Origin of the sequence: Spirosoma sp. KNUC1025, assembly GCF_045160025.1 — a bacterium.
Lineage (GTDB): Bacteria > Bacteroidota > Bacteroidia > Cytophagales > Spirosomataceae > Spirosoma.
On record NZ_CP087139.1, the window covers coordinates 3,167,332 to 3,183,785 of the forward strand.

14 protein-coding genes are annotated in these 16,454 nt (G+C 49.1%); 6 read left to right on the forward strand and 8 right to left on the reverse strand.

Features of this window, described 5'->3' with window-relative positions:
- Nucleotides 1-27: 27 nt before the first annotated feature.
- The 3 genes from LN737_RS13730 to LN737_RS13740 form a co-directional block, all read right to left on the reverse strand.
- The gene (locus LN737_RS13730) at nt 28-672 is read right to left on the reverse strand and encodes an NAD(P)-dependent oxidoreductase (RefSeq protein WP_405519710.1); all 645 of its coding nucleotides are present in this window, start codon (nt 670-672) and stop codon (nt 28-30) included.
- A gap of 50 nt (nt 673-722) precedes the next feature.
- Nucleotides 723-1,130 carry an Rrf2 family transcriptional regulator gene (locus tag LN737_RS13735; RefSeq protein WP_405519712.1) on the reverse strand — a complete coding sequence of 136 codons (408 nt, stop codon included), beginning with the start codon at nt 1,128-1,130 and terminating at the stop codon, nt 723-725.
- A gap of 112 nt (nt 1,131-1,242) precedes the next feature.
- Nucleotides 1,243-1,701 (reverse strand): hypothetical protein, encoded by a 459-nt coding sequence (locus LN737_RS13740; protein ID WP_405519714.1) that lies wholly within the window; start codon nt 1,699-1,701, stop codon nt 1,243-1,245.
- A 252-nt stretch (nt 1,702-1,953) separates the two neighbouring features.
- Between LN737_RS13740 and LN737_RS13745 the strand changes: the two genes are divergently transcribed.
- The 3 genes from LN737_RS13745 to LN737_RS13755 all read left to right on the forward strand — a co-directional run bounded on the left by LN737_RS13745 (nt 1,954) and on the right by LN737_RS13755 (nt 5,233).
- Nucleotides 1,954-3,093, forward strand: coding sequence for a DUF819 domain-containing protein (locus LN737_RS13745; RefSeq protein WP_405519715.1), 1,140 nt, complete (start codon nt 1,954-1,956; stop codon nt 3,091-3,093).
- Between the two features lie 393 nt (nt 3,094-3,486).
- Nucleotides 3,487-4,806, forward strand: a complete 1,320-nt coding sequence (locus LN737_RS13750; RefSeq protein ID WP_405519717.1) for an NADH:flavin oxidoreductase — start codon at nt 3,487-3,489, stop codon at nt 4,804-4,806.
- A 4-nt stretch (nt 4,807-4,810) separates the two neighbouring features.
- Nucleotides 4,811-5,233, forward strand: a complete 423-nt coding sequence (locus tag LN737_RS13755; RefSeq protein ID WP_405519719.1) for a DUF2809 domain-containing protein — start codon at nt 4,811-4,813, stop codon at nt 5,231-5,233.
- Nucleotides 5,234-5,299: 66 nt separating this feature from the next.
- Here LN737_RS13755 and LN737_RS13760 read toward each other — a convergent pair whose 3' ends face one another.
- The 3 genes from LN737_RS13760 to LN737_RS13770 all read right to left on the reverse strand — a co-directional run bounded on the left by LN737_RS13760 (nt 5,300) and on the right by LN737_RS13770 (nt 11,355).
- A complete protein-coding gene (locus tag LN737_RS13760) occupies nt 5,300-8,425 on the reverse strand; it encodes a carboxypeptidase regulatory-like domain-containing protein (protein WP_405519721.1) in 3,126 nt (1,041 codons plus the stop codon).
- Between the two features lie 204 nt (nt 8,426-8,629).
- Complete coding sequence (locus tag LN737_RS13765) at nt 8,630-10,243, reverse strand: carbon-nitrogen hydrolase family protein (RefSeq protein ID WP_405519723.1); 1,614 nt, start codon at nt 10,241-10,243, stop codon at nt 8,630-8,632.
- Nucleotides 10,244-10,323: 80 nt separating this feature from the next.
- Nucleotides 10,324-11,355, reverse strand: coding sequence for a low specificity L-threonine aldolase (locus LN737_RS13770; protein ID WP_405519725.1), 1,032 nt, complete (start codon nt 11,353-11,355; stop codon nt 10,324-10,326).
- A 278-nt stretch (nt 11,356-11,633) separates the two neighbouring features.
- Here LN737_RS13770 and LN737_RS13775 point away from each other — a divergent pair, with 278 nt between their 5' ends.
- The 3 genes from LN737_RS13775 to LN737_RS13785 all read left to right on the forward strand — a co-directional run bounded on the left by LN737_RS13775 (nt 11,634) and on the right by LN737_RS13785 (nt 14,040).
- The gene (locus LN737_RS13775) at nt 11,634-12,590 is read left to right on the forward strand and encodes an OmpA family protein (protein WP_405519727.1); all 957 of its coding nucleotides are present in this window, start codon (nt 11,634-11,636) and stop codon (nt 12,588-12,590) included.
- 111 nt (nt 12,591-12,701) lie between these two features.
- Complete coding sequence (locus LN737_RS13780) at nt 12,702-13,190, forward strand: hypothetical protein (protein ID WP_405519729.1); 489 nt, start codon at nt 12,702-12,704, stop codon at nt 13,188-13,190.
- A 55-nt stretch (nt 13,191-13,245) separates the two neighbouring features.
- Complete coding sequence (locus LN737_RS13785; RefSeq protein ID WP_405519731.1) at nt 13,246-14,040, forward strand: hypothetical protein; 795 nt, start codon at nt 13,246-13,248, stop codon at nt 14,038-14,040.
- 102 nt (nt 14,041-14,142) lie between these two features.
- Here the strand turns inward: LN737_RS13785 and nth are convergent, their stop codons facing one another.
- Together nth and LN737_RS13795 are read right to left on the reverse strand one after the other, a co-directional pair.
- Complete coding sequence (gene nth, locus LN737_RS13790; RefSeq protein WP_405519733.1) at nt 14,143-14,883, reverse strand: endonuclease III; 741 nt, start codon at nt 14,881-14,883, stop codon at nt 14,143-14,145.
- A gap of 86 nt (nt 14,884-14,969) precedes the next feature.
- Nucleotides 14,970-16,373: an FGGY-family carbohydrate kinase gene (locus LN737_RS13795; protein ID WP_405519735.1), complete on the reverse strand. Its 1,404-nt coding sequence runs from the start codon at nt 16,371-16,373 to the stop codon at nt 14,970-14,972.
- Nucleotides 16,374-16,454 lie beyond the last annotated feature (81 nt).

Genomic DNA, 16,454 nt, shown 5'->3' on the forward strand with positions numbered 1-16,454 from the left:
AACGAATTACGTCTGCTCAGAATGAAATCAATAGCCTACGGTAAATCGTTTCTGGATGAACTGAGGGTGCTCAATTTCGTTCAGGATGGCGACGGCCAGGTCATTTACTGAAATTTTACTTTCGCCTTTTTCGTCGAAAACGGGCTGCTCGGTACCAATTCGGAACGTACCGGTACGTTCGCCTGGTTCGAGCATGATCGCCGGGCTCAGGAATGTCCAGTCTAAGGTCGTGTTTTGGCGTAATACGTTGAGGTAATCCCGGGCCGACGTAGCACCCGCTTTCCAGTCAGCTGGAAACTGGGGCGTGTCGACCAACTGAACACCCGGCGCAATTTCCAGACTACCGGCCCCACCGACGACCAGAAACCGCTTTACGCCCGCCAGTTCGGTTCCTTTTTCAATGGCCTTGCAGCCATTCAGAAAATCTTTGTATAGATGCGGGTTTGTCCAGCCAGCGTTATAAGCGCTCAGCACAGCATCGTGTCCGGCTACAAGCTGAGCCACCATATTGGCGTCCTGAGCATCACCCTGTTTCACGGTTAAGTTAGGGTCGGTCACGGTGATTTTTTCCGGGTGGCGAACAATGGCGGTTACGGTATGGCCGCGCTGTAATGCTTCTGCTAGTAGAGCTGATCCTACAAAACCGGAGGCTCCTATGATGGCTAGTTTCATTTGTGTAAGTTATTATTGTAATAAAAATTGTTACAGTTTTGGGTAAAAAATTAATCGAATCGATGGCTGAACACATCCAGCGTACTATCGCCTAATTTTGAAATGAGTGCCTCTTCCGCTTCCTGATAAAGCGTATCCAGGTGCTTATTGATCTGTCGGCCAACCGGACAATCGGGATTGGGCGTATTACGGGCAGCGCCCAAAAAAGCGCCCTGGCGCGTAGCCAGAAAAACATCCGACAGGCGAATCTGACTGGCTGGTTTGGCTAATATACTGCCACCGTTTTTACCTTCCCGGCTGATAACCAGCCCTTTATTACGTAGGCTGCTGATTTCCTTACGTACTAAAACCGGGTTAATGTTGATACTGCCTGCAATGAAATCAGAGGTAAGCCATTCTCCGTTGGCCTTCGCCAGGAGAGTTAAAATATGCATCGATATGGCAAAACGTCCGTTCATTACTGTAATATTTATAGTTACAGATTGTTGATGTAAATAATTCCCGAATGACGAAAATGTTTTGGTTATCGGCAGCCTTCACCTGGTACAGACAATGAAAGCTGCCGGTGAATCATTCGGGAGTGTTGAACAATACCTTTCTATTATGCAGCCAGAGCGCCTGATCGACTAACTCCGTTGATCGCTTTCGGACGCGAAAATTACCGAGGTTGATTCCGATGCCTACTACCAGCAAAGCCACCCCGGCAGCATTTTCGTTTTTTCTTAAAATAGCGCTTCCGACAAGGGCAGCCGTTGCCGCAACCGCCAGCGCATTACTCAGCAGTAGTTTTTTACGAGATTGCTGGTAAAGATCCTGAGCTGGTCCCGGTGTAAATTCATGCCGCAAGCTGCGAAATGACAGACGATTACCTCCCTTCACATAAACACGGCCAAACGAGTGAATCGTCTGGTTGTTGTAAACAGACAGCAGGGAGTCACGGGATTGTGAATAGCCATACGTGGCAGTTAGGCATCCAAGCAGGCAAACCGGAATGACATAAGAGATACATCGGTCGAATACGTTATTCATCAGGAAGGTTATTGATAGTGAATGGTTTATATGAGGATTAGGGACGTAATCTAACGATTTTTCAATTAGCTGCTCTATCCGATGTTCGACGTAGCGGTAGCTAACAAATATGGGTGGAAAGCAAACGGTAGGGTGGGGATTGTACTGTTTTTGTATTTTTTGGGAGTATAGAAGAAAATAGCCAGATACTTACGGATAAAGAAGCTGATTAACCGACTATTGACTATTTTACAGAGATAACTCGCTTTTCCTGTGACCGACGCTCTCTTTATCCTGTTTGTTCTCTGTCTGAATGTTATCCTGTGTGAGTGGTTGATCAAAAAGCGCGCTATCCGCCACATCGGAACGGCGTTGCTGGTTATCCTGGTAACGGCTGTCGAATCCAACCTGGGAATTATTCCAACCACCGAAACGCCTGTCTACGACAGTATTTTTAGCTACGTCGCCCCGTTTTCCCTGTTTCTGCTGCTGTTGGGCGTAAACCTGAAAGACCTTCGACAGGCTGGTATTCCCATGCTGACCATGTTTCTGGTTGGATCGGCGGGTACGATTCTTGGCGTTTTTGTGAGTGTTTGGGTATTTGCGGCTCCCCAAACCGTTGGTACGTTGTTTTATGCCCTGGCCGGTATGTTTACGGGTACGTACATTGGTGGCAGTATTAATTTTAATGCCGTTGCTCTTCACTACAACGTATCGAAAGCCGGGAATCTGTTTGTTGCTGCTACGGCTGCCGACAATATCATGACGGCCCTCTGGATGGTAGCTACCATAAGCCTGCCCCGTTTTTTTCAGCGACGCTTTCCCCGCCATCTGCCCATAGCTGCTGAGGCCGCGGCTACATCGTCTGATGCCGATCCATTTTCGGACTCCGAAACCGTGAATCCAAACGACTTGGCGATCCTGCTGGCATTAGGATTTGGAGGTATCTTCCTCTCCCAGAAAATTGCGGTCTGGATACCGGCTGCCCCGTTTGTACTGATACTCACTACCTTCGCCCTGATACTGGCGCAGTTTCGGGTGGTTAACCGATTACGTGGCAGTCGATTGCTCGGTCTTTTCGGGATCTATATTTTTCTGGCTGTCATTGGGGCTTACTGCGATATTGCGGCTTTGATACGCGATGGTCAGTTAGCCATTGTGCTGTTTGGCATGATTTTGTTACTGGTACTCATCCATGCCTTGATTGTCTTCGGAGTTGGAGCTTTGTTTCGGCAGGATTGGGACGTATTGGGCATAGCCTCGCAGGCAAATATTGGTGGTGCTACGTCGGCACTGGCTTTGGCCCGGAGCCTCAACCGCCCTGATTTACAACTGCCCGCCGTACTGGTTGGCACACTTGGAAACGCCATCGGTACGTACCTGGGTATATTGGTTGCGGAAATGCTTCGTTGATTGTGAAGTCCAGATAATTGCGTTCCTGAAATTTCAGGAGCTTATTGGGTACGGTTCAGAGCCCGAATCATCCGTTACGCTAACTTCATTTTTTTGCTGAGTCTTTTTTTCTGGATGTTTACGTGTGTAAAACAGTTGAGGGCTTTTCGCATCTCTCCTTGCGACTGATGCCATATGCTCACAACCTCTGAATTTTATTCACTCGAATCGCGTATTTTCGTTTGCATAAGTTGCTCTATACCAAAGGAGTAATGGGTATTGTAAAGCCGTAATGCAAAGCGAAAAGCTTTTGATTGTAAGTGGTCGTAGTGAATAAGTTTAGGGAATCCAGCCAACGTCTATTGAAGAACTATTTCGGGCTAATCGGGAAATGACTTGTAAACAGAAGCCGAAATGGACGATCCTATTTTTCAACCCCTTCACTTCCGACACTTGACGGTGAAGAACCGGTTATTTCGCTCAAGCATTTCCGGACGAATCGACAGTTATGATGGGTCGGGAACAGCAGCCCGCATAAACTGGGAGAAAAAATTTGCCAGGGGAGGAGTGGGGGCCATTATCAGCTCACATATTCCGGTCGATCCTTCGCAGCGCATACTGCCCAACTATGCCATGATCGATCGGGATGAGCAGATTCCGTTCTGGCGGGAAGTGGTGAAAAATGTGCACCAATACGATTGCAAGTTCATCGGACAACTGTCGATGTCGGGCCGGCAGCAGGATATTAAGGGTGTTGAGAATAAACACCGGGTTCCTCTGAGTTCAGTAGATGGCTGGGAGCATTTTCATGGACTTTCTGGTAAAGCGATGAACCAGAAGCAGATTGCCGAATCTGTGCTGACGTTTGCCAGAGCTGCAGGGCGGGCACGACAGGCCGGAATGGATGGGATTGAACTTCACGCGGCCAACGGTTATCTGTTTACGCAGTTTTTAAGCTCGGCTATTAATAAACGTAGCGATGACTACGGTGGTACGCTTGAAAACCGGGCTCGTTTTTTACTGGAAGTTGTCGGAGCGATTCGGCAGGAGGTTGGTGCAGACTATCATCTACAGGTTAAATTCAATGCGGCCGATTACCATAACGATTACGTTTTAAACGTAGGAAAAGGCAATACGCTTGTCGAAGGTGTTCAGGTAGCCAAATGGCTGGAACAGGCAGGTGTCGACGCCCTTCATGTGTCGGTTGGCAGTCAGTTTCCGCATCCCCGTAATCCCTGCGGACCTTTTCCTGCTGAAAGTGCGTCGGTAACATACCCATCCATGATTCCAAGCGGTAAATTATCGTTCTGGAATTATTTATTATTCCGGTACAAACTTTCGTGGCCGCTTGTCATCTGGTTGTGGGCCAGAAGACAGCCAAAGATTCGGGAAGGGATTAATCTGGAGGAATGTAGAGCCATCAAGAATGCGGTAACTATTCCGGTACTTTGCACGGGCGGATTTCAAACCGCTTCGGTGATTCGAGCGGCACTAGTAAAAAAGGATTGCGACGGCGTGTCGATTGCCCGGCCATTGATGGCTAACCCAAATCTGCCTTTGCTATTTGCCGAAGGGAAAGATCAGGCGCCCAAACCCTGTACGTATTGCAACAAATGCCTAGCGCACGTACTGGTCGATCCGTTGGGCTGCTATGACGAAAGCCGGTTCGAGAGTTACGAGGCCATGATGGACGAAATAATGAATATTTTCAGAGACGAAAACGTACTGCTGTAACGTGTTGTTTATCAAGAGAAACCGGGTTATTTATGGCTTGCTGATGATTGGCGTTATGGGGTTGGGCTTAGCGTCCCGGCAACTGTTCAGCACGATTCCATTCATCAAAAGCTACGTGGGCGATGTATTATGGGCACTCATGGTATTTTTGGGATTTGCCCTTACGTTCAACCGCTGGCCGACAAAATCCATCGCGCTCGCTACGTTGCTGTTTTCGTACTGCATTGAAATCAGCCAGCTGTATCATGCTCCCTGGATCGAGCGTTTGCGGGCAACGCGTCTGGGTGTACTGGTGCTGGGCTTTACGTTCGTGTGGAGCGATTTTCTGTGTTATAGCCTGGGCGTCTTGGTAGGAATTCTGCTTGATAGGTACATCATCCCGGTCCGTTACCGGAGTAAAAAGACAACGATTCTGACAAATCCATAATAATTCACGGATACCACTACGCTCTTAACGACCTTAAAGAACCGTAATGATATCCGTGAAAAAGGCCTAAAACGAATACCGAAGCCCTAGCTGCATCCGCCAGCGTGAGGTTAGTTGCGAATCGTTGAAGAATGTGGTTTTCTGGCTGACATCGAAATTGTAAGTCGGAACACCGTTGCTGTCCGTGGCAACACTCAACGGTTGAGCCAAGCCCGTGTAGGAGGCAAACTGCCGGACACCCCAATTGCTATTGAGCAGATTGCCAAAGTTGAGGATATCTAAACTCAGCTGAATCGTATGGTTTTTGGGCAGGATCACCTCCTGCAACACGCGAACGTCGAGCGTTGAGAACCAGGGCGTGAAGCTGGTAAACTTCTCGGCTACTTGTCCCCGGTGCGATCTAAGGTATTTGTCCTGTTGGATATAGGCTTCAAAACCAGCCCGTTGAGACGATTGCTGGGCATCCGTTCCCAGGAATTTCATTTGGCCAAGCTGCGAACTCGTCGGAATGAAAAGCAGGTCATTATCGGCCGCGCCATCGTTGTTGATATCGCCCGAGTACGTGAAGCTGAATCGGTTGCCTTCTGTGTATTCCGTAACGGCTGACAACGTAGTTGCCCAGCGTTTGCCATACACAAAGCGTTTTGAGGCTGAGGCTACAACCCGCTGACGATTCCCGTAAGAAGCCTGACCGAGCATCGCTACGTTGGAATTGCCATAGGTTGGATTCCGGTCGTACGCATCCGACGAAATTTCGGCGCTGAGCGACGACGCTTCTTTAGCCGCCAGGAAATTATAGCCAAGACTCACATAAAAACCATTGGACCAGGTACGCTGCAACTGAAAGCTCGTGTTGAAGGAATAGCCGAGGTCGGTATTTGTAAACACAAAAGCGTCAGTCTGCCCGCCAAACCCGTTGACGGCCCGATCCGACACCAGATAAATGGGGCGGCTGCTTGGGTCCTGGAGTCGTCCGGTAGGTGTTTTTAGGCCGTAGTTACGCACCAACATGGCGTTGATGTCTTTGTTGTACAATACGTCGAGAGAAACAATCCAGCCCTTGCCAAATTTGTGATCATAGCCCAGGCTGCTTTTCCAGACCTGCGGAAACTTGAAGTTGGGGTCAGTGGTGCAGTAGAAAAAGAAGCTTGGGTTTGCCACCTGATTACCAATCCAGACGAACGGAAAGCGTCCGGTAAATACGCCCGTTCCACCCCGAAGTTTTTGAGAGCCGTCGCCCTTGATATCGTAGTTGAAACCGACACGTGGCGAAAAGAGCGGAGTCTGCTTTGGCAACTCCAGCGAATTCAGCTTGATGGGTGCCCCGTTGGCGTCGTAATACTGATTGTCGGGCTGGTAATTGGCGGCATTACGGTCAATATTCTCTTGGATTTTCTGCTTCGTATCGAAATACATCGGGAAATCGACTTTCAGGCCGTAAGTCAGGATGAACTTTGGCGAGACCGCAAATTCGTCCTGCGCGTAAATGCCCAACTGCCCTACGTTGGTTTCGGCCAGTGCCCACTTGCCAGCCTGATACGTTGCCCGGGCTGCATCGACGGTGGCTTTGAAGTCGGCTCCGGCAGCGGCCGTCACGAACGACTGTACCGATTCGTAACCCGGCCCAAATACGCCATCGTAGGCCCCCAGATTGAAGGAGTTATCGAAACTGAATTTCTCGAAACTAGCCCCCAGCGTAACGGTATGTTTGCCCGCGTAGATGTTGAAATTATCCGTGACCTGAAATACGTCCTGATTCAGCCGGTTGTTGATCGAAAAAGGTTCATGTCCGGCCACAATGTAGCGAACCCCGTCTTTATTGATATTGATGGTCGGAAACGGCGCTGAAAAGGGGTCACGCGAATCACGGAATGCCGTATAGCCAACCTGGAGTTTATTGGCAAACTTGCCGTTGAAATTTGAATTCAGTTCCACAATGCCGCCCTGAAGCTTATTGATGATTCGATAGCCGGAACTGTAAAACTGCAAGGTCAGGAAGTCGGGTCCGCGCCGGCCTAGCGCCGATGGGTTCGCGGGTTTGTCCTGAAAAGCGTCCAGAAAATTGTAGATCACCGACAGTTTGTGTGTCTGGTTGATGTTCCAGTCGAGTTTGGCGATGCCTTTCGAATTTTGGGTTCTGTGCGTAAAATTTTCGTAAGGACCTGTATCGTAGCCGTAAAGCGTTTTTAACGTACTGGATACCAGATCAAAATCAGAGGCCGCTACCCGCGATACGTTTGCACCCGTCAGGCCCGGCCGGGAAGCAACCCAGCCAGCCGTTCCCAGATCAGACCGGCGGTCGAACTCGGCATTGATGAAGAAAAAAAGTTTGTTTTTAACAATTGGCCCACCCAGACTAAACCCGTATTGTTTCTGGTCGGAATCGGGCACAATGATATCCGTACCTTTTACTTTCTTACCGGTCAGGTTCTGATTGCGGTAAAAGCCGAAGGCCGTACCATGAAACTGGTTCGTTCCTGATTTGGTCACCGCATTGACCGCGGCTCCCGTAAAACCCGACTGCGTTACGTCGTAGGGCGATAGAGCCACCTGAATCTGCTCAATAGCATCCAGCGAGACCGGTTGAGCATCCGACTGACCCCCAGGGGTGGACGCATCCAGACCAAACGGGTTATTGAAAATTGCCCCGTTCAGCGCGAAATTGTTGAACCGGCTGTTGCGGCCACCAAACGAACCATCGCCCCCGGCCATTGGATTCAGGCGGGTGTAATCGAAAACAGAGCGTTTAATGGTGGGCAGGTTACGGAGTTGTTCACTGCTGATGTTGGTTTGCGGACCCGTTCGGTTGTTGTTCAGTACGTCGTTGGCGCTGGAGCGAACCACAACTTCAGAAAGCTCCCTGGAACCACTTTTAAGGGTTTGATTCAAGGGCAGTTTCTGCCCTAAGCTCAGCGATACGTTATCGATGGTTTCGGTCTGGTAACCCACATAGGTAATTGTAATCTGGTACGGTCCACCTACGCGCATATTCGGGATGTTATACTGACCTTCAGATCGGGTAGTTACGCCGTAGGGGGTACCCGTTGGTAAATGAACAGCCACAACGGTGGCACCAGGTAACCCGTTTCCGTTTTCGTCGCTAATGACACCGGCAATTGAGGAAGTCGTTACCTGCGAGCGCGCACTGCGACCAATAATCAGGAAAAAGAGAAGGAAGAGTGTGTACCGCATAGCTGGAGAGGATATAGTTTGTGATGTAAATGAATGGCAATAAAAATATTATAAATATTCGGAATAGATTCAAGTTATTGATTTAATGTTAGCTATTTTCAGGAAATGTCCTAATTTAATTCTGAGAAAATAATAAACCCGCCAACGGATTCTCAAACTGAGAATCCGTTGGCGGGTTTATTTAAGTTGCTGTATGATCAGCCGTTAATCGGCTACTACAATAACTGGAGCTACCTGTTCGGGGTCGTTATCGGGGGAAGCTTTTTTCGATCGGTCGAGGCTTCTATTCAAGGCTTTTTTTGCCGCTTTTTTCAGTGTTACGTCGTACAGATCCGTTCGGCGATCTTTCATCACCTGTACCGAGCCGTGTTCGTGTAGTTCTTTGAGCAGGCTCAAATCGACGTCGGCAATCAGAACCATTTCGGTGTTGGCAGTAGCTTCGGCTTTTACGGCATTGGTTGGAAACTGAAAATCGGAAGGCGTAAACACCGCCGACTGTGCGTAGTTGATATCCATGTTCTGTACACGGGGGAGGTTACCCACACAGCCCGAAATAGCAACGTAACACTCGTTTTCAATAGCCCTTGCCTGCGCGCAATGACGAACCCGCGAGTAGCCATTTTGCGTATCGGTCAGGAACGGAACAAACAGAATCTGCATGCCCTGCTGAGCCAGAATCCGGCTTAGTTCCGGAAACTCGACATCATAACAGATGAGCATGCCTATTTTGCCACAGTCGGTATCAAACGCCCGAATTTCGTAGCCACCGACCATGCCGTAATGCCGTACTTCGTTGGGCGTAATATGAATCTTACGGTATTCTTCGTAGGACCCATCGCGTCGGCACAGGTACGCTACGTTGTAAAGTTTCCCATCTTCATCGACCAGCGGCATACTACCTCCCACAATATTGACATTATACGAAATGGCCAGCTCGCATAGTTTTTCACGAACCGGTTCGGTAAAATCGGCCAGTTTGCGAATGGCTACAGGTTCGGGCAGATCGTTGAAATCGGCCATGAGGGGCGTATTGAAAAACTCCGGTAAGACCATAAAATCGGCCCGGTAATCGCTGACGGCATTGACGAAAAATTCGACCTGATCCAGAAAGGCACCCAGGTTTTTGAACAGCCGCATTTGCCACTGGATCACGCCCAAGCGGATAATGGAATCCGTGTGAGGCTTTTTATCCGCTTCCTTAACGTAGTAAATGTTGATCCACTCCAGCAGCGTAGCGTATTCTTTTGATTCGGAATCGCCGGGCAAATACCCGCGTAATACCTTGCGGACGTGAAAATCATTCGACAGCTGAAAGGTGAGCGTCGGATCATAAATTTCTTTCTGCTTTACCTTTGTAATGTACTCCCGGGGGGATAACTCATCGGCGAATTTATTGTAATTCGGAATACGTCCCCCGGCCAGAATTCCTTTCAGATTCAGCTGTTCGCACAACTCCTTGCGAGCATCGTACAGCCGTCGGCCGAGTCGGAGGTCGCGATAGTCGGGATGCACGAATACCTCAATGCCGTAGAGGTAATCGCCCTCATCGTTGTGGGTTTTGAAGGTATAACCGCCCGTAATTTCGTAATACGTATGGTTGTCGCCGAACTCATCGTATTTTACCCGAATGGCTAGTGCGCTAGCCACGACTTTTCCGTCGACTTCCACGCAAAACTGACCTTCGGGGAAAATATTGAGCAGTTTGGTGATCGAGCTTTTGGGCCAGTAATCCCCGCCAATACCACTATAGACTTCGATCATGGTCTCTTTCAGATCGTGATAGTCGGCCTTTTGTAAATTTCTTGTTTGAATATGCATAATGATGTCAGAACCAGTATCTTATCAAGATTTAAAAGATTTTAGGAGATTCATTCGCGTTAGCCAATCCTGGTATTCTTTTAAATCCTGATAAAATCTTGGTTCAGAAGTTTTTCCATTTCTGTTAATTGTTCGTCGGTAAAGTCGAGGTGCGTAACGAAGCGTACTAAATGTTTGCCAAACGAAATACCGCGAATACCTTTGGACTCCAACTGATTAACATAATCTGCGGCTAGTATTGTTTCAGGAAGCCTGAAAATGACAATGTTCGTGTCGATTGGCAGGATTTCTTCTACTTCCGGGATCTTTTCAAGCATCGCCCCAATCTTACGGGCGCGGGAGTGGTCCTGTTTCAGCCGGTCGATGTGGTGGTCGAGGGCATAGATACCGGCTGCCGCCAGAAACCCTGCCTGGCGCCAGCCCCCTCCCATTAGCTTCCGAAAGCGTCTTGCCTGCCGGATAAAATCGGCTTTGCCGAGCAGAAGCGACCCTACCGGACACCCAAGTCCTTTTGACAGGCAGATACTGATCGAGTCGAACAGTTTTCCGTACGCTTCGGTCGGTTCACCGGTTTCGACGAGTGCATTGAACAAGCGGGCACCGTCGAGATGAAGGAGTAGTCCCTGTTGGTTGCAAAGCTGCCGGATCGCGGAAATTTCGGGAATCGTATAATAACATCCTCCGCCTTTATTGACGGTATTTTCGAGCACCACCAGCCGCGAAATGGGCTTGTGTGCATCGGTTGGGTTATAAATATAGTCGCGGATAAGGTCGGGCGTAAGTTTTCCCCGTTCACCATGCGCCAAACTAACCGACGCCAGGGCATTTACCGAAATACCGCCCCCTTCGTACTGATACACATGGGAAAGGTAGTCGCAGATTACGTCGTCGCCGGGGCGTGTATGCGTACGGATGGCGAGCTGGTTGGTCATGGTACCCGATGCGCAAAATAAAGCGGCTTCCATACCAAAGAGGCTAGCGGCTTTGGCTTCGAGCGCGTTTACGGTTGGGTCGTCGCCCAGTACGTCGTCGCCAAGAGGTGCCGAAAACATAGCCTCGCGCATAGCGGGCGTCGGTTGCGTGATGGTATCACTGCGAAGGTCAATAAGCATAAAATCTACGGACTGGCCGGTGTTACGTGGAAAACCACGGGTTGTATCTAATGGCAAGTTAACCAGATACGTGCCTATTGAAGGAGGGCGAACGTAATTTTTGGTTAGACAATGGCCTAACCGATACGTTCTAGTGAATAAAACCATTAAAAGATTTGTCTCAAATGTTGACAATCTTGCATTTATACCACTTGCCCTTAATTTTGAGCAACCTTTTCGCGTATGTGCGTCTAACGAGTAGTTCCGATTTAAGACTTAGTAAATCGTCTATCTTACCTATGACTAATAAAACTCCCTGGATTATTCTGCTCATTCTCTGGATGGCCGGATCAACCTGGTGGCATGTTTGCAAAATCAAACAGCTATGCGCCAATGACGCTCAGCCTGTTACGGCTTCGGCCGATGAGCCGTTAGCAACAACACCCGCGGGTGCCGATGTATATGCCATCGCTGATGGCAACCGTTTTCGGCTCGAACTGCCCGGGCATTTCAGCTTTGCTACGTCGGGGGCTAATGCCAACATGAATACGTTGGGCGGATCACTGGAATCGATGGTCAGGTACCTGAAAGACAATTCCGGCCGAACGCTCGAAATCGTTGGGTATTATTCGCCAGCCGAAGTTAATAAAACCAGTTTTTCGAGTTTGGGACTGGCTCGCGCCGAAGGACTAAAGCAATATCTGGTGCAGCAGGGCGTACCGGCGGAGTCGATCAGCACGAAAGGAGAAGAGCGTAATCTGCCGTTTACTACGAAAGGTGATTCACTCTATGGCGGTATTGATTTCGCTTTTGGCGGAGCCGAACCGGCTTCATCGTCAACACCCTCAACAACGCTGGTCGTTATGAATGAGCCAATCTCGGAGAAAGAACTGGCTGAAACACAGAAATATACATCTGTCTTTGAACCAATTGATCTATATTTCCCGCTTGGGGAAGCGAATTATATCAAAACGGACGAGACACAGAAGTTTTTTGACGAAGCGGTAAAGTTTCTGGCGGCTCATAAGGACAAAAAACTTCTGCTGACCGGCCATACGGATAATACCGGCCCCGAAGATTCGAACATGCGTTTGTCGCGTGACCGCGCCAATGACGTTAAAAATAAATTACGTAAATCAGGTATTGAGTCAAGCCAGATAGAAGTCAATGCCAAAGGGGAAACCGAACCAAAGGCCGATAACAAAACGCTTTCGGGACGTAAAGCCAATCGGCGCGTAACCGTCGTTGTTCAGTAATACGTAGTGCAACATAAACCGTGTCAGGTTTAGCGCACCATTTCAGCGAGCCAATTCGGTTTCTTTGGCCGGCGCGATTTGTTATCTAACAAAAATTAAACTGTCAGAATCATGTTTGAATTGAACCCCCTCAACTTACCCGATGCACAGATGCAGCATGTACTGATGCTGGTCGTGGCTGGTGTGTTGGGTTTTATAATTGGGTATGTATCCCGGCAGCAGGTGATTGGCCAGCTCGAAAGCGAACTCGCCAGCATTGGTCATGCGGTTGATGACTGTCATCAGGCGCGGCTTGCTCCCGATGCCCACAGTGAAGAAACCATTATTCTGAATCGTATCCGGGCGCGGGCCGGCGAAGTCAATTTTACCCGGATTGGACTGGCAACGGCTGATGAAGCCGACGACCTCAAGCAGATCGTCGGAATTGGGCCGTTTCTGGAGCGAAAACTACATGCTGTTGGTATTTACACCTTTCGGCAGATTGCCAGTTTCAACCATGACGATATTGATAAAGTAAACGACATAATTGAGTTTTTCCCGGGCCGTATTGAGCGAGATCGATGGGTTAGTCAGGCTACCGAACTAGCGAAAAATAAGTGAAGACGCCCCTGAAATCGTCGTCTGAAACAATACCAATCTTTAAAACAAGCGTACTATGTTTGGATTAGATCCTTTTAGTAGCCCGGTGGCTATTGCCGAAATGCTGCTGCTACTGGCCGTTGCGGCATTTATTGGCTGGCTCTTAGGCCGATTGGTTCGGTCGGGGCGGGTTAGTGATCTGCGCTCGCAAGTGGCGGATAAAAAAGCTGAACTCGAAAAATGCCGGGCTGAACTGGCGAGCGGCCGATCAGCAACTGGATCAATGCCAACGCAGCCAACGCCTGTTCAGGCTGACGAAGTTGATGAACCGGAAATTGCCATCGAAACGCCCCAGTTATTCGTATCGACCGACCCGCTGCTGCCCGCTTATTCGCACGATGATACACCAACGCCTATCATTGCAGAACCCTTATCGTTTGCCGATGATACGTTGCCATCCATCAGCTCGACCCTCGAATTTCCACCGATAGAAGAAAAAATAATCGAAAAAATTGAAAAAGGGCCTGTAGTAGAATCAGCACCAACAGTATCGGCCCCCGCTGACGATCGCGAAACAATTGTGTTAAACCGGATTGCAGCCCGTGCGTCGGAACTCAATTTCGACCGGATCGGGCGGGCGGCCGCTTCAGAAGCCGATGACCTGAAAGACATTGTTGGGGTAGGGCCCTTTCTGGAACGAAAGCTGCACATTCTGGGGATTTACACGTTCCGGCAGATTGCCAACTTTACAAAGGAAGATATTCATAAGGTAAACGAAATCATCGAATTTTTTCCTGGCCGTATTGAGCGGGATAATTGGGTCGGCCAGTCAAAAGCGTTTTATGAGCGGAAGTACGGGAAGAAGGAGTAACTAACGTGAATTATGGCTCCTACGCCCGAATCTGGAGATTCGGCATTACAGTAACAGAAAATCTATTGATATTTTTGTAGCAAACGAACAGGCTTCGCGAAATCAATCGCGTGGCCTGTTTTGGTTAACAGGCTTTCGTACAGGTGTACTGCTCAATACGGTTGTCCGGCCAGACTGATAAAAGTCGCACATGCTACGTAGCGAACACTCACCGCACTTGGGGTCATACCATGTACAGATACGCTGACCGTGCCAATAAAAGTGCTTATGAAAATTGAACAGCACGCTCGGATCTTTGGGTAGGTAGGCAAGCAATATACTGTGCGCTTTTTCGGCGCTAACTTTCGGGCCAATCAGACCTAGCCGCTGCGTTACGCGATGAACGTGCGTATCGACGGGTAAAACAGGCTTCTGAAAATTGAAAAGCAACAGAAGCGTGGCTGTTTTTAGCCCTATGCCGGGCAGGGCGGTCAGCCAGGCCATCGCTTCTTCCGTAGACAGATCGGCCAGAAAATCGATATTAGCCGAACCTGTTTCCCGGAAAAGGTGCGTCAGCAAATTCTGAATATACGGCGCTTTGACTTCAGGGTAGTTAGCCGTTTGAATAGCATCGATCAAGTCAGGTAATGGCGCATCGCGAACCTGTTCCCAGGTCGGGAATCGCTCGCGCATAGTACGGTAGGCCGTCACTTCATTGGCATGGGTGGTACGATGCGACAATATGGTCCCGATCAGCTCGTGCATCGGATCTGCACGGCCATAAATGTCCTGAACGCCGTACGTTTCGTTCAATTGCTCGTGAGCTTCAAGGGTTTTGGCCGCTAAGCTGGGTGCTGATTGCATAAGCAGACCAATGCGATTGAACAGTCAATCGCATTGGTCTGTACTTGAACCCCTGTAGAACGCGAATGTTTACAGCCTTGTGACTCTTACAGGACCATTTGCTGAGAAGGGGCGTAGTATTGAAGCGCGATGCAATCGCTGGGAATAGAGTGTGCATTCCAGTGACGATGTATGGCCAGAGCGGCTCCGAGCGCCGTAGCCTGGGCTACTGATGCTGCAAACACCTCTAATTCCGGGAAAGCGGCTGCCAGCAAGTTCATATAGATTGGATTTTTGCTGAAACCCCCATCGACAAAAATTCGCTTGACGGCAGACTGCCCATTCATCGAATTGGCCAGAACCAAATTGGTTGAAATAAGCTGCTGGGCTATGATATCGAGAATCAACTGATGGTAAGCTTCTTCGTACGTATTGAAATCAGCCAGATTGCGATGCCTAAATAGTGATTCCTGCAATGGAGGTGCCTTTACTTCGTGGAAATCACCCCCCGCCCGATGGTTACGTAACTGCTGAATAATATCCGGATCAAATGCAACCGTCTGGTAGTAATTCAGGTCGGTCTGAAAATGTTCGGCCAGCCGTTTTACCTGCTGTTCGTGCTCATAACCCGCAAACAGGCGCGATGCTTTTACGGGCTTCCCTTTATAATGCAGAAAGCAGAGGCAGTCATACTGCAATTCTTCGACCGTCAAGGGACTTTCATTAAACGGATTCAAGCTAATACACCAGGTGCCGGTCGAGATCAGCACAAACGGTTCCCGAAACGACGCTAAATACGGTATCAAAGCGGCAGAGCTGTCGTGCAGTCCCACACCTACTTTGAGCAAATGATCTTGCCAGCTGATATCCTGAACACTATCGGATGTGGAAAGGGGGCCTAACAAGCGGTCGAGCCCTTCGGACGATACCCAGGAATGGTACTGATTCTTCGAAAAATCCCACAGCATTGTGTGGCATCCAATGCTCGTTACGTCGGAGGCTACCTGACCGGTTATCAGAAAACTGACGTATTGCGGCAGGTGCAGCGCATACCGGATTTGGCTGAACAACTGCGGTTTGTCATGCTTGATTCGGTAAAGCATCAAGCCCGAGTTGAGGCTATCCAGGGCAGGTGAAGCAGTTTGAAGGCACATGGTCGCTTCGGTGCCATATTGCTGATAAAACTGTGTTCGGACAGAATCCGGGAATGGTTTCAGGTAGTTGTAGAGATAACCAACGGGTTGATTGGCTTCGCCCAGATAAACCAGACTGGCACCATAGGTTGAAAAGTTCAACGCCCGGATGGTGAAGTCTGGAAGCGCCAATACCTGATCCAGCGACGTACTGATCCACTGGCTGAGTTTGCTCAGGTCTTCACAGGGGTAACCGTCGTCGTCTGTACTTTCTTCAAATTGCTCCGATTTCTGCCAGACAATCTCATATCGTTCATTGAACAGGAACAGTTTTTTATTGGTCTTTCCAATATCAAAGATGGCTATTACGGGCGTCATAAATGATGAATGATGAATGATGAGTCATGAATGATAGATGTGAACCGATGCCATCATTTATCATTCATAATTCATCATTGG

Bases quoted from the DNA above. Each gene is read 5' to 3' on its own strand.
- LN737_RS13775 (WP_405519727.1), top strand. From the start codon at position 11,634: ATGACTAATAAAACTCCCTGGATTATTCTGCTCATTCTCTGGATGGCC.
- LN737_RS13735 (WP_405519712.1), bottom strand. From the start codon at position 1,130: ATGAACGGACGTTTTGCCATATCGATGCATATTTTAACTCTCCTGGCG.
- LN737_RS13730 (WP_405519710.1), bottom strand. From the start codon at position 672: ATGAAACTAGCCATCATAGGAGCCTCCGGTTTTGTAGGATCAGCTCTA.
- LN737_RS13780 (WP_405519729.1), top strand. From the start codon at position 12,702: ATGTTTGAATTGAACCCCCTCAACTTACCCGATGCACAGATGCAGCAT.
- LN737_RS13770 (WP_405519725.1), bottom strand. From the start codon at position 11,355: ATGCTTATTGACCTTCGCAGTGATACCATCACGCAACCGACGCCCGCT.
- LN737_RS13785 (WP_405519731.1), top strand. From the start codon at position 13,246: ATGTTTGGATTAGATCCTTTTAGTAGCCCGGTGGCTATTGCCGAAATG.
- LN737_RS13750 (WP_405519717.1), top strand. From the start codon at position 3,487: ATGGACGATCCTATTTTTCAACCCCTTCACTTCCGACACTTGACGGTG.
- LN737_RS13740 (WP_405519714.1), bottom strand. From the start codon at position 1,701: ATGAATAACGTATTCGACCGATGTATCTCTTATGTCATTCCGGTTTGC.
- LN737_RS13760 (WP_405519721.1), bottom strand. From the start codon at position 8,425: ATGCGGTACACACTCTTCCTTCTCTTTTTCCTGATTATTGGTCGCAGT.
- LN737_RS13765 (WP_405519723.1), bottom strand. From the start codon at position 10,243: ATGCATATTCAAACAAGAAATTTACAAAAGGCCGACTATCACGATCTG.
- LN737_RS13795 (WP_405519735.1), bottom strand. From the start codon at position 16,373: ATGACGCCCGTAATAGCCATCTTTGATATTGGAAAGACCAATAAAAAA.
- nth (WP_405519733.1), bottom strand. From the start codon at position 14,883: ATGCAATCAGCACCCAGCTTAGCGGCCAAAACCCTTGAAGCTCACGAG.